The sequence below is a fragment of the Halorientalis sp. LT38 genome (genome assembly GCF_037031225.1).
In the GTDB taxonomy this organism is placed as follows: domain Archaea; phylum Halobacteriota; class Halobacteria; order Halobacteriales; family Haloarculaceae; genus Halorientalis; species Halorientalis halophila.
Genome location: NZ_JAYEZN010000001.1, coordinates 2,992,767 through 3,011,285, shown reverse-complemented (window position 1 = coordinate 3,011,285; position 18,519 = coordinate 2,992,767). Strand labels below are relative to the sequence as shown.

The following is an 18,519-nucleotide window of genomic DNA, read 5'->3' as shown; positions in this document are numbered from 1 at the left end:
CCTGGTCGGAATGGAACTGCAATGGAATCCGTACACGGTGCCGCTGGCGCTCGCAATGCTCCTCGGGATCGTCGTCACTGTGTATGCCTTTCACGAGGCCGACGACCGGATGGACGTCTGGGGAGCGCTGACCCAGTCCTCCTACGTCCTGTGGTGTCTGTTCACCCTTCTGACGGTCTCGAGCGTCGGGCTGGCCTGGAAGGAATTCTGGTTCGCCCTGTTCATGCCTTCGATATTGTTCATGATCCTGACGGCGTTCGGGTTCACGCTCCACTTCGTGGGCCGGGGCGAGTGGCTGACTCGACCACGGATCGCCGTACTCGGCCTCTTGCCCGTGGCATTCCTCCTCGTGAGTCTCACCAACGGCGTCCACGGGTGGATGCTCGTCGACGTGGGGCTCGACCGGAGCGGGTCGTTCACACTCCTCACCTACGACTGGGGGATCGGCGTGTTCGCGATGGCAGCCATCGCGTACGCGATCGTGCTGGTCTACAACGGGCTGCTGTTACAGCGCGTCCTGCGGTCCCGGAACGTCTATCGCAAGATGAGCGCCGTCGTCTTCTTCTCGACGGCGCTCCCGGCGGTCCTGGCGTTTCTCTCGCTGACGCGACTCAGCCCGTTCCCCCACTTCATGCTCGTCCCGTTCAGCTACCTGCTCACCGGGGTGCTGGTCCTCTTCGGGACGACGAGCGTCAAGTTCGTCCGGGCGATTCCAGTCGACCGGTTCCTCTCGGTCTTTGACTCACGGTTCGATAGCGCCGTCCCGCTGGCCAGGGACTTCGTCGTCGAGGAGATCGACAGCGGCGTCATGGTCCTGGACAGCGACGACCGGGTCGTCGACGTCAACTCGATGGCGAAGAAGATGCTCGGGCTCGACAGACCGATCGGAAAACATCTGTCGGACATCACCCAGCCCGAACGCATCGTCGACGGCGAGACGGAACCGAGGATCCTCCGTGACGACGAAGAACTCCACGAGGCCGACTACGAGATCTGGGTCGAGACCGCGAACGGCACCCGCTGTTACGAAGTGCGAGTATCGCGACTCAGCGGTTCGGAGGGTGAGACCGTCGCACACGTCGTCCTGTTGCACGACATCACCAAACAGAAACGCAGAGAAGAGCAGCTCGAACAGCAGACCGAGGAACTACGGGCCCAGAAGCAACAGCTCGAGTACCAGAACGAGCGGCTCGACCGCTTCGCGGGCATCGTCTCTCACGACCTCCGCAATCCCCTCAACGTCACCGACGGCTACCTCGAGATCATGGAGGCGAAAACCGACGAGGAGACCGGCGTGGTCGAGGTCGACGACGACAAAATCGCGGAGATGCGAAACGCGACCTCCCGGATGGAGAACATCATCGAGGACGCGCTCACGCTCGCACGCGAGGGGAAAGCGCTCACCGAGACCGAACCCGTCGACCTGGCCGAGGTGGCCGAGGCGGCCTGGGACAACGTCGATACCGGCGAGGCCACCCTGTCCGTCGACCTCGACCTGACCGCCGACGGCGACCGTGGCCGACTGCTGAACGTCTTCGAGAACCTCTACCGGAACGCTGTCGAACACGGTTCGACAGGCAATCAGAACGCTTCGCGTTCCGATGACGCCGTGGAGCATGGCTCCACGAGCAATCGGACTTCGTCCGATGACGCGATCGAACACGGTCGCGAGGGCGTCAGCATCCGGGTCGAGCCCCTCGGCACCGGCGACGGGTTCGCCGTGGCCGACGACGGACCGGGCATCCCCGACGACCGGAAGGATTCGGTGCTCGAAAGTGGGTATACGACCAGTGACGACGGCACCGGTCTCGGACTCGCGATCGTTCGCGACGTCGTCAGGGCCCACGGCTGGACGATCGACGTCGCCGACAGTGACGCCGGCGGCGCGAGGTTCGAGATCGGAGACGTGACGAGCGGCGTCGCGGTCACACCGACGGCCGAGTGACGGCAGTCGGCTCGAATCGTCGCCTCGGTCCCGGTTCGACGGGTTTAAGTTTCACATCGGCTTCGTTCCGGACGAGACAGGCGTAGCCTGTTTCACTGACCCGTAGGAGCATCATGCGTACTACGGAGGTGAACGATGGCAGATCAGGACATAGAGCAAGCAGTATCTAGCGCACTCGAGGACGCACCGGAGCGGAACTTCCGCGAGACGGTGGACCTCGCGATCAATCTGCGCGACCTAGACCTCGACGATCCGTCGAACCGCGTCGACACTGGCGTCGTCCTGCCGGAAGGGACGGGCCAGGAGACAAACATCGTCGTCTTCGCCGCAGGGGAGACAGCCCTGCGCGCGGAAGACGTCGCCGACGACGTGCTCGACGGGGACGACCTCGAAGAGCTTGGCGACGACGACGACGCGGCCAAGGACCTCGCCGACGAGACCGACTTCTTCATCGCGGAGCAGGACATGATGCAGGACATCGGTCGGTATCTCGGGACGGTCCTCGGCCCGCGCGGGAAGATGCCCGAACCGCTCGACCCCGACGACGACGTCGTCGAAGTCGTCGAACGGATGAAAAACACGGTGCAGCTCCGCAGCCGCGACCGGCGGACCTTCCACACGCGCGTCGGCGCCGAGGACATGGACGCCGAAGCCATCGCGGACAACATCGACGTCATCATGCGTCGGCTGCACGCCGAACTCGAGAAGGGTCCCCTGAACATCGACTCGATGTTCGTCAAGACCACGATGGGGCCCGCCGTCGAGGTGGCCTAAATGAGCGCAGAACGCAAGACCGAGACGATTCCGCAGTGGAAAAAGGAGGAGGTCGACGAGCTCGTCGACACCCTGGAGAGCTACGACTCGATCGGTATCGTCAACATCGCCGGCATTCCGAGCCGGCAGCTCCAGGCCATGCGACGCAACCTCCACGGCACGGCCGAACTCCGCGTCAGCCGCAACACGCTGATGGCGCGGGCCCTCGACGAAGTCGACGACGGACTCGAGGACCTGACGGAGTACATCGGCGGCCAGGTCGGCCTCATCGGCACGAACGCGAACCCGTTCACGCTGTTCCAGCAGCTCGAGGAGTCGAAGACCGCCGCGCCGATCAACGACGGCGAGGTCGCTCCCAACGACATCGTGATTCCGGAGGGCGACACCGGGATGGACCCGGGCCAGTTCGTCGGTGAACTGCAGGCCGTCGGGGCCGAAGCGCGCATCCAGGAGGGGTCGATCCAGGTCATGGCAGACTCCACGGTGCTGGAAGCGGGCGAGGTCGTCGACAGCCAGCTCGCCAACGTCTTGAGCGAACTCGGCATCGAGCCCAAGGAAGTCGGGCTCGACCTGCAGGCCGTGTTCGCCGACGGCGTCGTCTTCGAGCCCGAGGAACTCGAACTGGACGTCGAGGAGTACCGCGCGGACATCGAGGCGGCCACCGCGGCCGCGCAGAACCTCTCGATCAACGCCGTCTACCCGACCGCCCAGACGGTCGGCTCGCTGCTCGGCAAGGGGGCCGGCGAGGCCAAGTCCGTCGGCCTCCAGGCCGCCATCGAGGACGAGGAGCTCATGCCCGACCTGGTCAGCAAGGCAGACGGGCAGGTCCGGGCCCTCGCGGCCCAGATCGACGACCCCGAGGCGCTCCCCGAGGAGCTCCAGGACGTCGAGACCGCCGAGTCCGACGCCGAGGCCGATGCCGAGGCCGACGAGGGCGGTGACGACGAGGACGAAAGCGACGCGGCCGACGCCGAACCCGAGGACGCCGACGACGACGATGACGACGACGGCGACGCGGGCGACGCGATGGGCGCGATGTTCGGCTAACAACTAAATACCAGCAACCAAACACACAACCATGGAATACGTTTACGCAGCACTCATCCTGAACGAGACCGACGCAGAGATCAACGAAGACAACATCACGGGCGTCCTCGAGGCAGCGGGCGTCGACGTCGAAGAGTCCCGCGTCAAGGCCCTCGTGGCCGCGCTGGAGGACATCGACATCGAGGAAGCCGTCGAGCAGGCCGCCGCGGTCCCGGCCGGCGGCGCGGCCGCCCCGGCTGGCGGCAGTGCGGACGCCGAACTCGAAGAGGGCGACGACGACGAGGGCGGCGAGGAGGAGGAAGCCGAAGCCGAAGACGAGGGCGACGACGAGGAAGACGACGCCGACGGCGAGGGCCTCGGCGAGCTGTTCGGCTGATTCCGGCCACACAATTCTCCGCATTTTTCACGCCCCATAGCGGCAGGGCCATAGAGCGCGCCTCGACGAGCGATCGGACGACGAGTGGACCGCCCGGGACCGCTGGACCGCACCGCCCGAAATCGAGGGGCCTTCGAAATCAGAATCCGAAATACCGACCCCGAAAAATTCGGACGCTGGCCCCACCTTCTTCCATCTGAGACTCTAGAATCAGCCGTGATATTTCGACCGGTTACTTATAATCCCATGAGCCGGAATATTGAGGGAGACTGGGATGTGGCAGTACACGCCGTACACGGTGCCGCTGATACTCGTGGCTCTGTTAGGCGCGGCGGTGGCGGTCCTCACGTGGCGGCAGGGTGACAGCAAGGCCGAGACCTGGTTCGTCGCCGTCGTGCTGTCCGTCAGTGCCTGGGCGTTCGCGCAGTTGCTCATCGTCTCGGCCGCGGACCAGGCGACGGCGGAGGTACTGGTTCGGTTCGGATCGCCGGTTGCCATCTTCCTCCCGATCAGCCTCACCGTGTTCACGCTCCACTACACCGGCCGTAGCGATCTGGTCACGCCGCGGCGCGTTCGAGCCCTCCTGCTCCTCCCCTTCGCGACGGCCGCGGTGGCCGTGCTGGGCGACGCGCTGGCCATCGACCTCGCCCGGGTCCATCTCGACGCCCGGATGGTCGACGCGGGGTCCTACGACCGACTGGAGTACGCGTTCGGTCCGATCGCCTACTTCGCGGCCGGGCTCTCGTGGGTGATGGTCCTCGGCTGTATCGTGCTGCTGTACAAGAAGTTCCGCCGCTCCCGGAACGTCTATCGCAAGCTGAGCGCCCTGTTCATCGTGACATTCGTCGTCCAGCTGTCCGCGAGCGTGGCGACGTTCACCGGCCTGAGCCCCGTCCCCCACATGCTCGCACTCCCGTTCACCTTCCTGGTGTTCGGGACGATCGCGTTGCTGACGACCGTGAGCGTCCGCTTCCTCCGGATGATACCCCTCGACCGCCTGCTCTCTCGACTCGGGTCCGATTCGGTCGTCCTGATGGCCCGTGACTTCGTCGTCGAGGAGATGGACGCCGGCGTGCTGGTGCTGGACGCCGACCATCGCATCGTCGACATCAACGAGACGGCCAAGGAGATGATGGGCGTGAACCGCCCGGTCGGTCGGTCCGTGGCCGCGGTGGTCGACGTCGATGCCATCGTCGACGGCGGCCCGTTGCTGGACGTGCTCCGGGGCGACCGCGAGCTGACTGCGATCACCGACGAACTCTGGATCGACGGCGCAGACGGCGAGCGCTGTTACGAGGTCACGGTCTCGCCGCTGACCGACCGGGAGACGGTCGTCGGCCACGTCGTCATGCTCCACGACATCACCCGGCAGAAACGCCGCGAGCGCGTCCTCCGCGATCGCGAACAGGAACTGGAGGCCCAGAAGGAGAACCTCGTCCAGCAGACGACCAAGCTCGAACACCAGAACGAACGCCTCGACGAGTTCGCCGGCATCGTCTCCCACGACCTCCGGAACCCCCTCAACGTCTCCGACGGCACGGTCGAACTGTGCCTGCACCGGGCCGACCCGGACGCCGAGACCGTCGAGGTCCCGGTCGAACACCTCGAGACGATCCGCGATGCCAACCAGCGGATGGGCGCGATCGTCGACGACGCACTGACGCTGGCTCGGCAGGGCAAAGCGATCACCGAGACCGAGTCCGTCGACCTCGCCGACCTGGCCGAGCGGGCCTGGGCGAACGTCGACACCGCCGACGCGACCCTCGAGGCCGACCTCGATCTCCGTGTCCCGGCCGACCCCGACCGCCTGCTCAACGTCTTCGAGAACTGCTTTCGGAACGCTGTCGAACACGGTTCGACAGGCAATCGGACAGAGTCCGATGACCCGGACGGTCGCGCCGGCGTGACCGTCACCCTCGGCGAGATCGACCGCGAGGCCGGGACGGGCTTCTTCGTCGCCGACGACGGCGCCGGCATCCCCGACGAGGAAAAGTCCGACGTGCTCGATCACGGCTACACCACCAGCGACGATGGGACCGGACTGGGGCTCTCGATCGTCACCGACGTCGCCAGCGCCCACGGCTGGGAGGTCCGCGTCACAGACAGCGAGAGCGGGGGCGCTCGCTTCGAGTTCGTCGGCGTCGGCGGAGACTCCGTCGGGGATCACTCGATCGACGCCGTGCTCGAGGCGGCCGACTCGCGGTCGGACCCGGCGCCCGGAACCCAGACGCGAGCGCCGGACGAGGACTGAAGACAGGCCCGCCCAGGGGGGACAGGCCAGCGAGGGCTTAAGTGCGAAGCCGGGACCACCTCGGCTCGATGGGAGTCTCGGCCTGGGCAGGCGTCCGGATCGCGGTCGCACCGTCGGCGGCGGCCACGGCGCTGGCGTTCGTCCTCGGCGGGGCGGCGCTCGGCGTCGTGAGCGGCCTCGTCCCCGGGCTCCACGCGAACAACATGGCGCTGCTGCTCGCCGCGGGCGCGGCGTCGGTCCCCGGCCCGCCGCGACTCGTCGGCGCGGCGATGCTGGCCGCCGGCACCGTTCACACGTTCCTCGACGTCGTCCCGGCGCTGGCGCTGGGCGTGCCGGACCCGGCGATGGCCGCGACGGCCCTGCCCGGCCACGAACTCGTGCTCGCCGGTCGGGGCCGGGAAGCGCTCAGGCTGTCGGCGCTCGGGAGCGGGCTGGCTGTGGCGCTGGCGGTCCCGCTCGCGGTACCGGTCACCGAACTCGTGACGGCGGTCTATCCGACGATTCGGGCCAACCTCTCGGTCGTGCTGGCGGCCGTCGCGGTGGGGCTGGTGACCACCGAGGGGTCCTATCGCGGGAAAGTCGGTGCCGGCCTCGCGCTCGCGGCCAGCGGCGGCCTCGGACTGGTGACGCTCGACCTCCCGACCGGCGGGCTGGTGAGCGCCGGCGGGACGCTCGCCCCGCTGTTCGCCGGGCTGTTCGGCGCCCCGGTCCTGATCGAAGCGTTGCGGGGCCAGGGCGTCCCGCCCCAGGACGACGCGACCATGGCGCTCTCGAAATCCGCGGTGGGTGGGCTCTCTGCCGCGGGGACGCTCTCCGGGGCGGTCGTCGGGTTCATCCCCGGTGTCTCCAGCGCCATCGCGGCCACGGGTGCGCTGCTCGCCGTCCCGTACCGCTTCGGCGCGCGCGGATTCGTCGTGATCACCAGCGGCGTCAACACGGCGAACACGGTCTTCGCGCTGCTGGCACTCCGGGCGCTCGGCTCCCCGCGGACGGGCGTCCTCGTCGCGCTGGAGGAGAGCGGCGCGCCGCTTCACTTCCCCCTCCTGCTCGCGAGCGTCGCACTCGCCGCGGCGATCGGGTTCGTCCTCGTGCCGACGGTGGGTGACCGGTACCTGTCGGTGGTGGGCGCGATCGACTACGCGGTCCTGTCGGTCGCCGTGCTGGCGCTGCTGGTCGCGCTCTCGGCCGTCCTCGCCGGTCCGATCGGGGTCGGGATCTTCGCTGCCGCCACGGTCGTCGGCCTGCTCCCGCCCCTGTTCGGGTCGCGACGGGCGACGCTGATGGGCGTGTTGCTGGTGCCGCTGGCACTGGGCTAGCAGTGGATCTCCGCCGGGGGGGTCGCCGCCCGGTCGATCTCCACTTCCCGGAGGATCTGTGAGGCCTCCGGGCCGGGGCGATAGATCAGTTCGTACGTCTCGCCCAGACAGGCGGCGTTGAGGGCGCCGTCGCTCCCGTGGCCGTCGATGTGAACGTAGTCGGTCGCCGTGACTTCCTCGCTGCCGGTCCACACGTCGGCCCAGGCCACCTCGTTGCCGTCCGAATCGACGACGAACAGCTTCGTCCCGTCGACGGTATCGCCGCCGGTGTGGGTGACGTTGAGGTACGGTCGGTCGTCGTCGTTGCCCGAGCCGTCGGCCTGATACTGGGTCTCGACGGTGAACGTCGGCGCGGGCGTGCCCATCGACCCGCCGAACCCGAGTGCCAGGTTCCCGACGACCGCCGCGAGGAGCACGACGATGGCCACGACGAGGAGGACCCCAACGACGTTGGAGACGGCGCGGGCGTCCCCGGTGGCCGAACGATCGGGCGAAGAACCGGTCATTGGCGGGTCTATCCGATCCTGTCACTTAATCCCGCGATCGGTGTCGGCGGCCGAAAGCTATAGATAGTCCTTCCGCTGGAAGTAGACGAGCATCGCGCCGGTGATGACGGCCATCAGGACCAGTACGGCGGGGTAGCCGTATCGCCAGGTCAACTCGGGCATGTTGTACGGGCTCTCGGCGAAGTTCATCCCGTAGACGCCGGCGACGAAGGTCAGCGGGAGGAAGATGGTCGCGATGACCGTCAGCACCTTCATCACCTCGTTGGTGGACTGGGAGAGCGTGTTGAGGTAGATGTCGCGCGCGCCGGTCGTCAGGTCCCGGTAGGTCTCGGTGAGGTCGACGACCTGGACGAGGTGGTCGTAGACGTCCCGGTAGTACTTCTCGGTCTCCTCGCGGACCTGTGGCGGGTCCCCGCGGGCGAGGACGCCGATGGCCTCCCGGCAGGGCCAGGCCACCTTGCGGAAGGCGAGCAGGTCCCGGCGGAGGGCGTTGATCTCCTCGAGCGTCTCGATGTCGGTCGAGACGGTGACGGCCTCCTCGATGGCCTCGATGTCGGTCTCGATGTCGTCGAGGACGGCGAAGTACTCGTCGACGATCACGTCGACGATCCGGTAAGCGGTGAAGTCGGGGCCGCGTTCCAGCAGCCGTTCGTCGCCGCGGACGACGGCGTCCCAGACCCTGTCGACCGGGTCGTCGGGCCCGGCTGCGAGCGTGATGACCCAGTCGGTTCCGACGCAGATTCCCACCGCCTCGTCGCGAACCTCGTCTTCGAAGGACTGCTCGCCCCGGGCGAGTTCCACGGTCTTGAGCAGCGTGAACGCGTAGCCGTCGAAGGACTGGGTCTTGGCCCGCACGTTGTTGCGGACGTCCTCGACGACCAGCGGGTGGACGCCGAAGGTCTCCGCCACGGATTCGAGTTCCGCCGGCGTCCCGTCGCGCACCCGGACCCAGGTCGTCCCGGCCGCCGCCTTCGCCGCGGCGATGTCGTCGTACTCCGTGACGCCGTCGGCCCCGTAGACGAGCGCCGCGATCACGGGTCCGCCCTCCCGCGCGTGGCGGCGCGGCTCCCGGTCGACTCGGGCCCGCGGCCCTGCGTGGCGTGCATACTCGCGCGTGTCGCGGCAGGCTGATAAACGTTCACGCGACCTCGCCCGGGGCGTGGGTACGGACACCGACTGACTCACTCCGTTCGCGGGGACATCGGCAGACTCGCTTCGCTCGCCTCCCGAGCCTCCGCTCGCCACTGCTCGCGGAGACGCCGTCGGAGCAAGCTCCGACAAGCCCCCGCTCGCCACTGCTCGCGGAGACGCCGTCGGAGCAAGCTCCAACGAGCCCGCGCTCACTCCGTTCGCGCGGACGCCGAAAGACGCGTAGCGTCTTTCGAGCCCAGCCTCGCATGGCTCGGCTGGACGCCCACCGACAGACGTCCGTCGGACACGCGACAGACGCGAGCCGATTTCCGCCGGAGAGAACCCACAGACGGCGCTCGGACGGGTGTAAGGTTTAACATACTGGGGCCGGAATATCCGGGTAACGGACACATGACGATCAATCCACGCGATTACGACCTCGACGAACTCCGGAAGATGGCGCGGGAACGCGGTGACGGCCCGCGCCAGTCCGGCGGTGACGGCGGCGACGCACGAACCCCACCGACGAGCGACGGCGACGACGGCGCCCGGCCGGAAGGCAACGGCTGGGGCAGTCTCGAACCGGAGACCGACGCCAGAGACCGGTTTCAGGACGGCCTCTACCGCGAACTGCTCCCGCTGGAGGCGGGCGCCGACGATCTGACGAAGCCGTACCTCGACGCGCTCCCCGAGAGCTACGGCGCGGAGTACGTCGTCTTCGAGTGGCTCGAGTTCCTGCTGACGAACTTCGGCTACCAGGGCACGAGCGAGGCGATCCAGTTCTACGAGTCGGTCGGCTGGCTCACCGAAAACGTCGCCGCCGACCTCAACGACTACCTGCTCGGCCTCGAGAGTCCCGCCGAGGAACCTCGCGGCGGCACCGCCGACGACCACCGACTCAGTCTCGTCTACGTCGCGCGCCTCGTCTCGATGCAGTGATTTCCGGTCGGCCTCTGTCCCCCGACCGATCCGTCTCCGTGTTTCGATCCCGAGTATAGGGAGAGAATATTTACCACAGCCGTGAGTACCGCCTGCCGATCATGAGCGATGACGAGACGGCGACGTCGGACGGACCGGTTCCGGTCGGGGTCAAGCTGGGCAGCACGCGAACGGTGATCGCCCTCCCGGACGGCGATGGCGGGCTGGAGACGATCCGGACGCTCACCTGTCTGGCGACCTACGACGACCCGATCACTGGCGAGGAGCGCGTCCTCTACGGCGACGAGGCCGCGACCGAGTACCCCGACCGCGCTGAGTTCATGCTCCGCTCGGGGCTCCCGGAGGACGACGACCGCGCGGAACTGACCAAGAAGTTCTTCGACGCGCTGATCGCCGAACACGAGGTCCCCGAGGACAGCGTCGTCGTCTACGCCATCCCGACCATCGACAACGAGAAGGGACTGGCGAACCTCGAATCCGTCATCGAGGAGAGCGCCATCGGGGGCGAACTCGTCCAGAGCTACCCCGAATCGCTCTGCGGGTCGATTCCCGCGCTGGGCGAAGATCTGCAGGCCATCGAGGAGATCTTCTGTTCGGTCAACATGGGTTCGACGAACCTGGAGGCCTCGGCCTACCGCCGCGGCGAGCAGCTCGCCCCCTTCGCGACCGGCGCCGTGACGGGCAACGAGGTCGACCGGATGATCGAGAACAACGTCGAAGAGGAGACCCAGGGCCGGGTCAACATCGACAAGACGACCGCCCGGGAGTACAAGGAAGAACACGCCGACTTCGTCGACTTCGAGCCGTTCACCGACGTGATTCAACAGCCCGGCGGCGGCGCCCACGAGTTCACCATCGAGCGCAGCGTCATGGACGCCTGCAACGACTACCTCGACGAGGCCGTCGACGAGATCGCGAACACCTTCCTGCCGGAACTGGCCAACGACCACATGAAGGTGTACAAGCTCGCGCTGGACCAGCCGGTCGTCCTGACGGGCGGGATGGCCTGCGTCCCAGGTATCGTCGGGGAGTTCGAGGAACGCCTGAGCGACGAACTCAACCGTGACGTGACAGCCGTCTCGGCCGACCGGCCCGACCTCTCGGCGACCGTCGGCGCACAGCGCATCGCGGCCCACCTCATCGAGAGCGACAGTTACTGACCGTCGGTCCCGGCCCAGCAGCGGTGCCAGCGGACCACGCGCGGGCCGCCGACCGGCTGCCCGCTCGCAGTCACCGTCTCGGTCGGATCGCGCGTCTGCGCCCGACCGTCTTCCGTCTGGTTTTCGGCGCTCTCGGGACCAGGGCCCGGCCGTCTGAGTTCGTCGGGCAGGTCCAGCATCAACCGTGGCATACCACCTACCAGGGAGACGACAGTACCTAAACCCCAGTCAGACAGACGTCGGCGCTGTGGCACACTTCGGCTCCGTTCGCGTACTGTGAGAATTTATTTTTCGAACCATCTGATAAATTCATCGTCGGACGCGGGCTGGAGCGAGCGTATGACTCATTATCAATCAGATTCATTGTAGGTGTGCGAGATCACCATGTTGGCTTCCCAGGACGAGAACGCGATCGACGACGAGGAGTTGCTCACTGGGACCGGTAGCGGCGGCGTCTTCGCGAGTGGCTACCTCCGCGACCGGCCCCTCATCGAGTACCTGGGCGAGTCCGAACGCGTGGCGTTTCTATTATCGAACGAGAAAAAGGGCGTTCGCCGGGAGGCCGACGACGGCGCGACGGCGTACACGCCGGGCGACGGCTACCGGGCCATCCTCGCGGTGACCGACACGCGCGTCCTGTTCGTCGTCGGGGACGGCGGCGCGGACGGCGACAAGTCCGTGGCCGTCCCCTACACGGAGATCGAGGACGTCAAGACCCGCGGCGGAATGCTGCGGAACGGACTGGACGTCTGGACGACCGAGGGCGTCAGGTGGCGCTTCGCGCTCCGCCGCTCGGTCGACGTCGAGCCGGCGGCCGAGTACGTCGAACGGGCCGCCGTCGTCTGGTCGCGGGTCGAGAGCCAGCTCAGCCACGCCAACCGACACCTCGCCGACGTGGCGAGCCATCTGGAGGAGCGTGACCACGAGGCCGCGCGCGATGCGGCCGGCACGGCACGGGATCACCTCGAAGTCGCACAGCGAAAGGCCCCGGAACTGACCACCGACCGCACCGACGCGGTCTGGGAGCGAATCCACCGGGCCGAGCGCCGCCTCGACGCGGCGGTGATGGACGTTCACGTCTCACGGGCCGAGGCCCACGAGACGACCGCCAGCGACCACTGGCGCCAGGAGCGCTACGACGACGCCTACGAGACCTACCTGCAGGCGCGCAGCCAGTACGAGCGCGCACTCGACGTCGCGCGCGAGCACGACTTCCCGGAACAGACGGAGATCCGCGAGAGCGCCGACGCGGTGACGCGGACGCTCGATCGCCTCTCGAAGTCGCCGCTCGGACGCGCCGAGACGGCCTACGAGCGGGCTCGCGAGGTCGACGATCCGAAAGTCACCGCCGAACGGCTCGAACGCGCGCTCGAACGCTACCAGACCGCACTGGTCCTGGACTGGGGCAGCGACGACAGTCGGTTCGCCGGCGACAGCGACGAACTGCGCGAGCGCGTCGAGACCATCGCGGGACAGGTAGTCACGACCCGTCGGTCGCTCGCCGACCGCCACCGCGTCGCGGGCGATCACTGCCTCGCGACGAACCGGCCGGACGCGGCGATCGCCGCCTACGAGGACGCCCGGGCCGAGATCGAGGCGGCCCTCGCCGTCGCGAGCGAACTGAAGCCCGGACTGACCCCGGAACTGGAGGCGGCGCGCGACGCGCTCGGAGACCGGATCGAGGCCGCCGAGTCCGCGGCCGCCGACGGGTTCGAGTTCGTCGGCGACATGTCGGACGGGGACCGGCGGACGCGCGGGCTCTCGAACGACTGAGCCGCCGGTCGTCCGGCCGCACACTGCGGACGAGGGTTATTTGTCAGGTCCCGCCGAACTCGCGACCGAATGGGCCCGTTCCGGGACGTCGACGTCGACGAGCACAGAAGGACCTACGTCAGTAGCGCCCGGGACCGACTGTCCGAGGGCGGCGCCGTCGCCACCGCGAGGGACCGCTGGGCGTCGTTCGTCCGGACCAGCCACGGCGACGTGTTCGCCGAGATGGCAGTCGACGACCCCGTCGATGCGGCGTTCGTCGAGACGCTGTACGTCGACTACCTGCTGGACTGCCTGCTCGATGCCGTCGAAGGCAGTACGGGGACGGCGATCGCGAATCGGGAACCGGGCACGAACACGGGCGCGACGGGCGGCGCGTTCGGCGATTTGCACGACGAAATCCTGCCGCCGGACCGCGGGCGCGAGCAGGTGCTCGAATCGGTCCGGGAGCGCGACCTTGGGCGGCTCACACCCGACCGCCTCCGGGATCTCTACGCCGAGGTGGTCCCGCACGCGGTCCGCCTCGCGCTGGGCGAATTCTACACCCCGCGCGCCGTCGCCGACCTGGCGCTGGAGTCGCTCCCCGAGACGGTCGCGGACGCGACGGTCCTCGATCCGGGCTGTGGCTCCGGCGTCTTCCTGACGGCCGCGCTGGAGCGGAAACGCGAGGGCTGGACGGGCGACTCCGAATCGTTCCTCGACGCCGCGACCGATTCCGTCGTGGGCATCGACGTGAACCCCGTCGCCGTCAAGAGCGCGACGCTCTCCTACGCGGTGGCCCTGTTCGACGAACTCGAGGCCGCGGACCGCGAGTCGGTCGCCCTCCCCGTGTTCCTGACCGACGCGCTCGCGCTGACACGCGACGACGAGATCCGGGTTCGCGGTGCCTCGCTCGATGCGTCGTTCGATGCCCTCGTCGGAAATCCGCCGTGGGTTCCCTGGGAGCGACTCTCCGAGCGGCTCAAGGACCGCTGGCGAGCGGAGTACGTCGACCGACTGGATCTGCAGCCCCACGACGGGGTGACGGCCCGCCTGGGCCACAGCAACGACGACGTCTCGGTACCCTTCGCCTGGGTCTGCGTCCACCGGTACCTCCGGGAGGGTGGGGCGGCGGCGTTCGTCCTGAAACGCGACCTGATGCGGGGGCCCGCGGGCGCGGTCCTGCGCCGGCTTCGCGTGGGTGATCGGGCACTGGATCTGCGGGACGTGCAGGACCTCTCGGCGCTGACGCCCTTCCCCGAAGTCGGCGCGAACGCGGCCGTCTACGCGTTCGCGGCCGACGCGCAGGCGTCCTTCCCGGTCCCCGCGACGGTCTGGACCGCCGGTGAGGACTCGGCTGACTTCGGGTCGCTGTCGGCCCTGCATGAGAGCGCGACGGCGACGGCGACCGAACTCGTGCCGCTCGCGCCGGACGATCCGTCGACGCCGTGGCTCCGGGCCGACGCGGAGCGGGCGGCGCTCGGCCCCTGCGACCACGAGATCAGACACGGGCTGAAAGACGACGCCAACGCCGTCTTCGGGCTGGAGCGCGAGGCCCTCGACCGGATCGAGGACGACCTGGTCTACCCGTACCTGAAGTCGCGACACGTGCGGAAGTGGGGGCTGACCGGCCACGACCTTCGGCTGGTGCCCCAGCGGCAGGCGGGCGAGGACAACGAGGAGCGCCTGCAGCGGGAGTATCCGGACGCCTACGCCTACCTCCGGGACCACAGGGAGCAACTGACCGACCGCTCGTCGTCCTGGCTGGATCACGGCCCCTTCTACTCCGTGTTCGGACTCGGAGCCTACACCTGGGCCGACTACAAGATCGCGTGGTGTCGGCTGGGGTTCAAGCCCGACTTCACCGTCGTGTCGACGCGGACGGATCCCGACCTTGGCGAGCGACAGGCCATTCCAGGGGATCACTACATGTTCGTCGCCGCGGACGACCGCCGAACGGCGCACTTCCTCTGTGCGTTGCTCAACTCCGCGCCCTACCAGCGGACGCTCCGTGACCTCTCCTCGAACGGGAAGGCGAGCCTCACGAAGTCCGTGGTCTCCGAGTTGCGACTGCCGGACCCGGCGGCCTGCCCGCACAGCGATCGGCTGGCCGACCTGTCGATCCGGGCCCACGAACTCGTGGCCGACGCCCAGCGGGCGGACGGTGACGGGGGCCCGGATCCCGAGTCACCGGCGCTGTCGGCCATCGAGGCCGAGATCGATCGACTCGTCGAGGCGTGGCTGACCGACCGCGCACCTGTCGGCTCGGCGGAGGTAACGGGCGAGTGATTGATTAGGGGGGAGCGTCAACAGTAGGTAGTTACGGGATCACCATGGGGGGCAGCAGCAACGCCGAACGAACGGTGTCGAGGGACGGCGGTGGGGCCGGCTACCTCGAGGACGCGGCACTCGAGGACTACTTCGAGGGGACCGAAGCGCCGGCGTACGTCCTGACGAACGAGAAAAAGGGAATCAAGCACGAGGACGGCGACGGCGAGCGGACCGTCACGCCGGGCTCCGAGTACAGCGCGGTCGCCGCCGTGACCGACGAGCGCGTCCTGCTCGTCGTCGGCGGCAACCACGAGGGCAGCGGCCGCAATCGGAGCGTCTCGCTGCCGTACACGGAGATCCGGTCGGTCGAGACCAAGACCGGGATGCTCAAGAGCCGGGTGACGCTGACCGCACGGACCAGCGACCGCTACACCTTCTGGCAAGGCGGCCGCGAGGACCTCGATCCGGTCGGCGAATACGTCGAGCAGGCCATCTCCTACTGGGTGACTGTCGACCGGCGCCTGGAGAAGGCCCGGGAACACGTCTCGACCGTCGAGTCCAACCTGGAGGACGGCGACCCGGCGACGGCGGAGACGGCCATCTCTCGCAGCGAGGAGTTACTGGAGGAGGCCCGGCAGGTTGCGGCGGACTTCCGTGAGGGCGAGCACGCGATGCATCGCCGGATCGCCCAGCTCGAGACGCGGCTCTCCCTGGCGCGCATCCGCACGCACTGGACCAGGGCGCGCCACCTCGCCGCCGGGGCCGAGGCCGCGCGGACCGACGGCGACTACCTCGAGGCCTACGAGACCTACGACCGGTCGCTCTCCCTGTACGAGCGCGCGATGGACCTCTCGAAGGACGTCGAGTACCACGAGGCAGACGACATGGCCGCCGAGGTGGCCGGCGTCGAGAAGGCCATCACCGAGGTCGGCGGGGCGCCGCTGCGGTCGGCGACCGAGGCCTGCGAGCGCGCGGTCGAGGTGGCGGATCCGGACGCGGCCGTCGACGCCTGGCGACGGGCGCTCGAGGAGAGCCACGAGACGCTGGCGCTCGTCCTCCGCCACGGAAACGTGTTCGACGGCGACCCCGAGGCGCTCCGGTTCCAGGTCGAGTGGGCCGCTCAGAAACTCGCCGCGGCTCACGGCGAGCGCGCCGAGCAGGCCGTCGACCGCGCCGAGTCCGCGCGGAAGGACGGCAACGCGGCCGCGGCGGATGCAGCCTACGACGAGGCCCGCGAGCACTACGACCGCGCCCGCCGAGTCGCCGCGGAGTTCCGGTCCCCCGATCCCGAGGAATACGAGCGCGCCCGCGACGAGCTGCCCGACGACGTCGCCGTCGAGGCGTCCGAAGCCGCCGTCTGATCGCCCGTCCGGACGGCGCCTCGAGCGGTCGATTCGACCGGTCGACGCCGCTGCCTTACCGCACCCGCCACGTATTTGAGCGTCCCGCTCGTGCCCGCCAGTATGTCTGACGCGGTCACGCCGTCGGTCAACGTCCCCCGGGGCGAGTTCGACTTCGAGCACCGTCCCGAGACCGACCAGTCGTTCGAGAACGCGCTCGCGAAGGCCCGCGCGGGCGATCGGCTCTCGGTCGCGGACGGGATCGAGCTGCTCACGACGGGGACCGACCGATCGGGGATCGACCGCGAGCGCAAGGAGCGCGTCCTCGAGGCCGCCGATCGCCGCCGCGCCGAGGTGGTCGGCGAGGAGGTCACCTTCGTCGCCAACCTCAACAACAACGTCACCACCGCCTGCAACACCGGTTGCCTGTTCTGTAACTTCAAGGACCGCTCCGAGCAGTTCCGCGCGTCCCACCAGGACGACCACGACGGGTTCACCAAGACGCCCGCCGAGTCCCGCGAGATCGTCCGCGACGCCGCCGAGCGCGGGGTCTACGAGGTGACCTCGGTGTCCGGCCTCCACCCGGCCTTCGCCCTCGACGCCGAACACCGCGAGATCCTCGAGGCCAGCGACCGCGAGGACCTGAACTACCGCCCGCCCGGGGAGTACGAGAAAGACCCCGCGACCTACGTCGAGCAGATCGAGGCCATGAGCGTCGACGGCGTCCACGTCCACTCGATGACGCCGGAGGAAGCCTACCACGCCCGCCGCGGCACCGACTGGTCCTACGAGGAGGTGTTCCGCCGGCTGCAGGCGGCTGGACTCGACTCGGTTCCCGGGACGGCCGCCGAGATCCTCGTCGACGAGGTCCGAAACGTCATCTGCCCCGGCAAGATCGACACCGGCGAGTGGCTCGAGGCGATGGAGGCCGCCGCCGAGGTGGGCCTCGACACGACGGCGACGATCATGTACGGCCACGTCGAGAACGAGGCCCACAGGGTGCTACACCTCGACCGGATCCGGGAGCTACAGGACCGCACCGACGCCGTCACGGAGTTCGTGCCCCTCTCCTTCGTCCACGAGGAGACGCCGCTGGCCGAGCGCGGGATGGTGGAGAACGGCGCGACCACCCACGAGGACGAACTGCTGATCGCCGTCTCCCGGCTCTACCTCGACAACGTCGACCATATTCAGTCTTCCTGGGTGAAATACGGCGACGCCCAGGGGCTGAAGATGCTCACCTGCGGCGCCGACGACTTCATGGGGACGATCCTCTCCGAGGAGATCACCAAACGCGCCGGCGGCGACTACGGCGAGTTCCGCTCGGTCCGGGAGTACGCCGACATGATCGCCGCCATCGGCCGGATCCCCGTCGAGCGCTCGACCGATTACCGACAGCGCCGCCGGGTGGACCCGGGCGCCGACACGCTCGGCCCGCGCCTCGGGCCGAAGGCCGACGGCACGCCGATCCTGACCGATCGCTGACTATTTCGGGCGACGTGCTGTCGCGCGGCCACTCCCCCGTCGCGATCGCGGGTCCTTTATTAGTAGTTTCCTTCAGATTGGAACGTACATAAACCTACCTCGAATACGCGGGTCAAAATCCAATAGCCGTCGGCCACTATCCCCTATCGCGGACGGGCCGAACTGGAGTATTCCGGCCCAGGAATCCCCGATTCGGTGGTCATCGCGGCTGCCGAGCGATTCCACCATC

15 protein-coding genes are annotated in these 18,519 nt (G+C 68.3%); 12 read left to right on the top strand and 3 right to left on the bottom strand.

All coding sequences use genetic code 11. The features are described 5' to 3' along the window. The first annotated feature begins 10 nt into the window (after positions 1-10). The 6 genes from U5918_RS15535 (at position 11) to U5918_RS15510 (ending at position 7,709) form a co-directional block, all read left to right on the top strand. The gene (locus tag U5918_RS15535; protein WP_336002488.1) at positions 11-1,945 is read left to right on the top strand and encodes a histidine kinase N-terminal 7TM domain-containing protein; all 1,935 of its coding nucleotides are present in this window, start codon (positions 11-13) and stop codon (positions 1,943-1,945) included. Positions 1,946-2,080: 135 nt separating this feature from the next. Continuing rightward, positions 2,081-2,719: a 50S ribosomal protein L1 gene (locus U5918_RS15530; RefSeq protein ID WP_336002487.1), complete on the top strand. Its 639-nt coding sequence runs from the start codon at positions 2,081-2,083 to the stop codon at positions 2,717-2,719. Then, positions 2,720-3,766 carry a 50S ribosomal protein L10 gene (locus tag U5918_RS15525; RefSeq protein WP_336002486.1) on the top strand — a complete coding sequence of 349 codons (1,047 nt, stop codon included), beginning with the start codon at positions 2,720-2,722 and terminating at the stop codon, positions 3,764-3,766. It abuts the gene before it with no gap. Between the two features lie 31 nt (positions 3,767-3,797). Further along, the gene (rpl12p, locus tag U5918_RS15520; RefSeq protein ID WP_336002484.1) at positions 3,798-4,142 is read left to right on the top strand and encodes a 50S ribosomal protein P1; all 345 of its coding nucleotides are present in this window, start codon (positions 3,798-3,800) and stop codon (positions 4,140-4,142) included. Between the two features lie 274 nt (positions 4,143-4,416). Further along, positions 4,417-6,393: a histidine kinase N-terminal 7TM domain-containing protein gene (locus tag U5918_RS15515; RefSeq protein ID WP_336002483.1), complete on the top strand. Its 1,977-nt coding sequence runs from the start codon at positions 4,417-4,419 to the stop codon at positions 6,391-6,393. Positions 6,394-6,461: 68 nt separating this feature from the next. Further along, entirely contained in the window at positions 6,462-7,709 is a 1,248-nt protein-coding gene (locus tag U5918_RS15510) for a tripartite tricarboxylate transporter permease (RefSeq protein ID WP_336002482.1), read from the top strand. Here U5918_RS15510 and U5918_RS15505 read toward each other — a convergent pair. Beyond that, positions 7,706-8,215 carry a type IV pilin domain-containing protein gene (locus tag U5918_RS15505; RefSeq protein WP_336002480.1) on the bottom strand — a complete coding sequence of 170 codons (510 nt, stop codon included), beginning with the start codon at positions 8,213-8,215 and terminating at the stop codon, positions 7,706-7,708. The two genes, U5918_RS15510 and U5918_RS15505, sit on opposite strands and share 4 nt — an antisense overlap. A gap of 57 nt (positions 8,216-8,272) precedes the next feature. Further along, positions 8,273-9,250, bottom strand: coding sequence for a magnesium/cobalt transporter CorA (corA, locus tag U5918_RS15500; RefSeq protein ID WP_336002478.1), 978 nt, complete (start codon positions 9,248-9,250; stop codon positions 8,273-8,275). 507 nt (positions 9,251-9,757) lie between these two features. On the opposite strand from corA, the gene U5918_RS15495 reads away from it, so the two are divergent. Continuing rightward, a complete protein-coding gene (locus U5918_RS15495; protein ID WP_336002476.1) occupies positions 9,758-10,285 on the top strand; it encodes a FlaD/FlaE family flagellar protein in 528 nt (175 codons plus the stop codon). 101 nt (positions 10,286-10,386) lie between these two features. Then, positions 10,387-11,445 carry a hypothetical protein gene (locus U5918_RS15490; RefSeq protein WP_336002474.1) on the top strand — a complete coding sequence of 353 codons (1,059 nt, stop codon included), beginning with the start codon at positions 10,387-10,389 and terminating at the stop codon, positions 11,443-11,445. Here the strand turns inward: U5918_RS15490 and U5918_RS15485 are convergent. Then, positions 11,439-11,636, bottom strand: a complete 198-nt coding sequence (locus tag U5918_RS15485) for a hypothetical protein (protein WP_336002472.1) — start codon at positions 11,634-11,636, stop codon at positions 11,439-11,441. The genes U5918_RS15490 and U5918_RS15485 overlap by 7 nt on opposite strands. Positions 11,637-11,829: 193 nt before the next feature. Between U5918_RS15485 and U5918_RS15480 the strand changes: the two genes are divergently transcribed. The 4 genes from U5918_RS15480 to cofH all read left to right on the top strand — a co-directional run bounded on the left by U5918_RS15480 (position 11,830) and on the right by cofH (position 18,290). Then, a complete protein-coding gene (locus U5918_RS15480; RefSeq protein ID WP_336002471.1) occupies positions 11,830-13,218 on the top strand; it encodes a PH domain-containing protein in 1,389 nt (462 codons plus the stop codon). A gap of 69 nt (positions 13,219-13,287) precedes the next feature. Then, entirely contained in the window at positions 13,288-15,483 is a 2,196-nt protein-coding gene (locus U5918_RS15475) for an N-6 DNA methylase (protein ID WP_336002469.1), read from the top strand. Positions 15,484-15,527: 44 nt separating this feature from the next. Continuing rightward, positions 15,528-16,826: a PH domain-containing protein gene (locus U5918_RS15470; protein WP_336002468.1), complete on the top strand. Its 1,299-nt coding sequence runs from the start codon at positions 15,528-15,530 to the stop codon at positions 16,824-16,826. 102 nt (positions 16,827-16,928) lie between these two features. Beyond that, positions 16,929-18,290 (top strand): 7,8-didemethyl-8-hydroxy-5-deazariboflavin synthase subunit CofH, encoded by a 1,362-nt coding sequence (cofH, locus tag U5918_RS15465; protein WP_336002467.1) that lies wholly within the window; start codon positions 16,929-16,931, stop codon positions 18,288-18,290. The last annotated feature ends 229 nt before the right edge of the window (positions 18,291-18,519 follow it).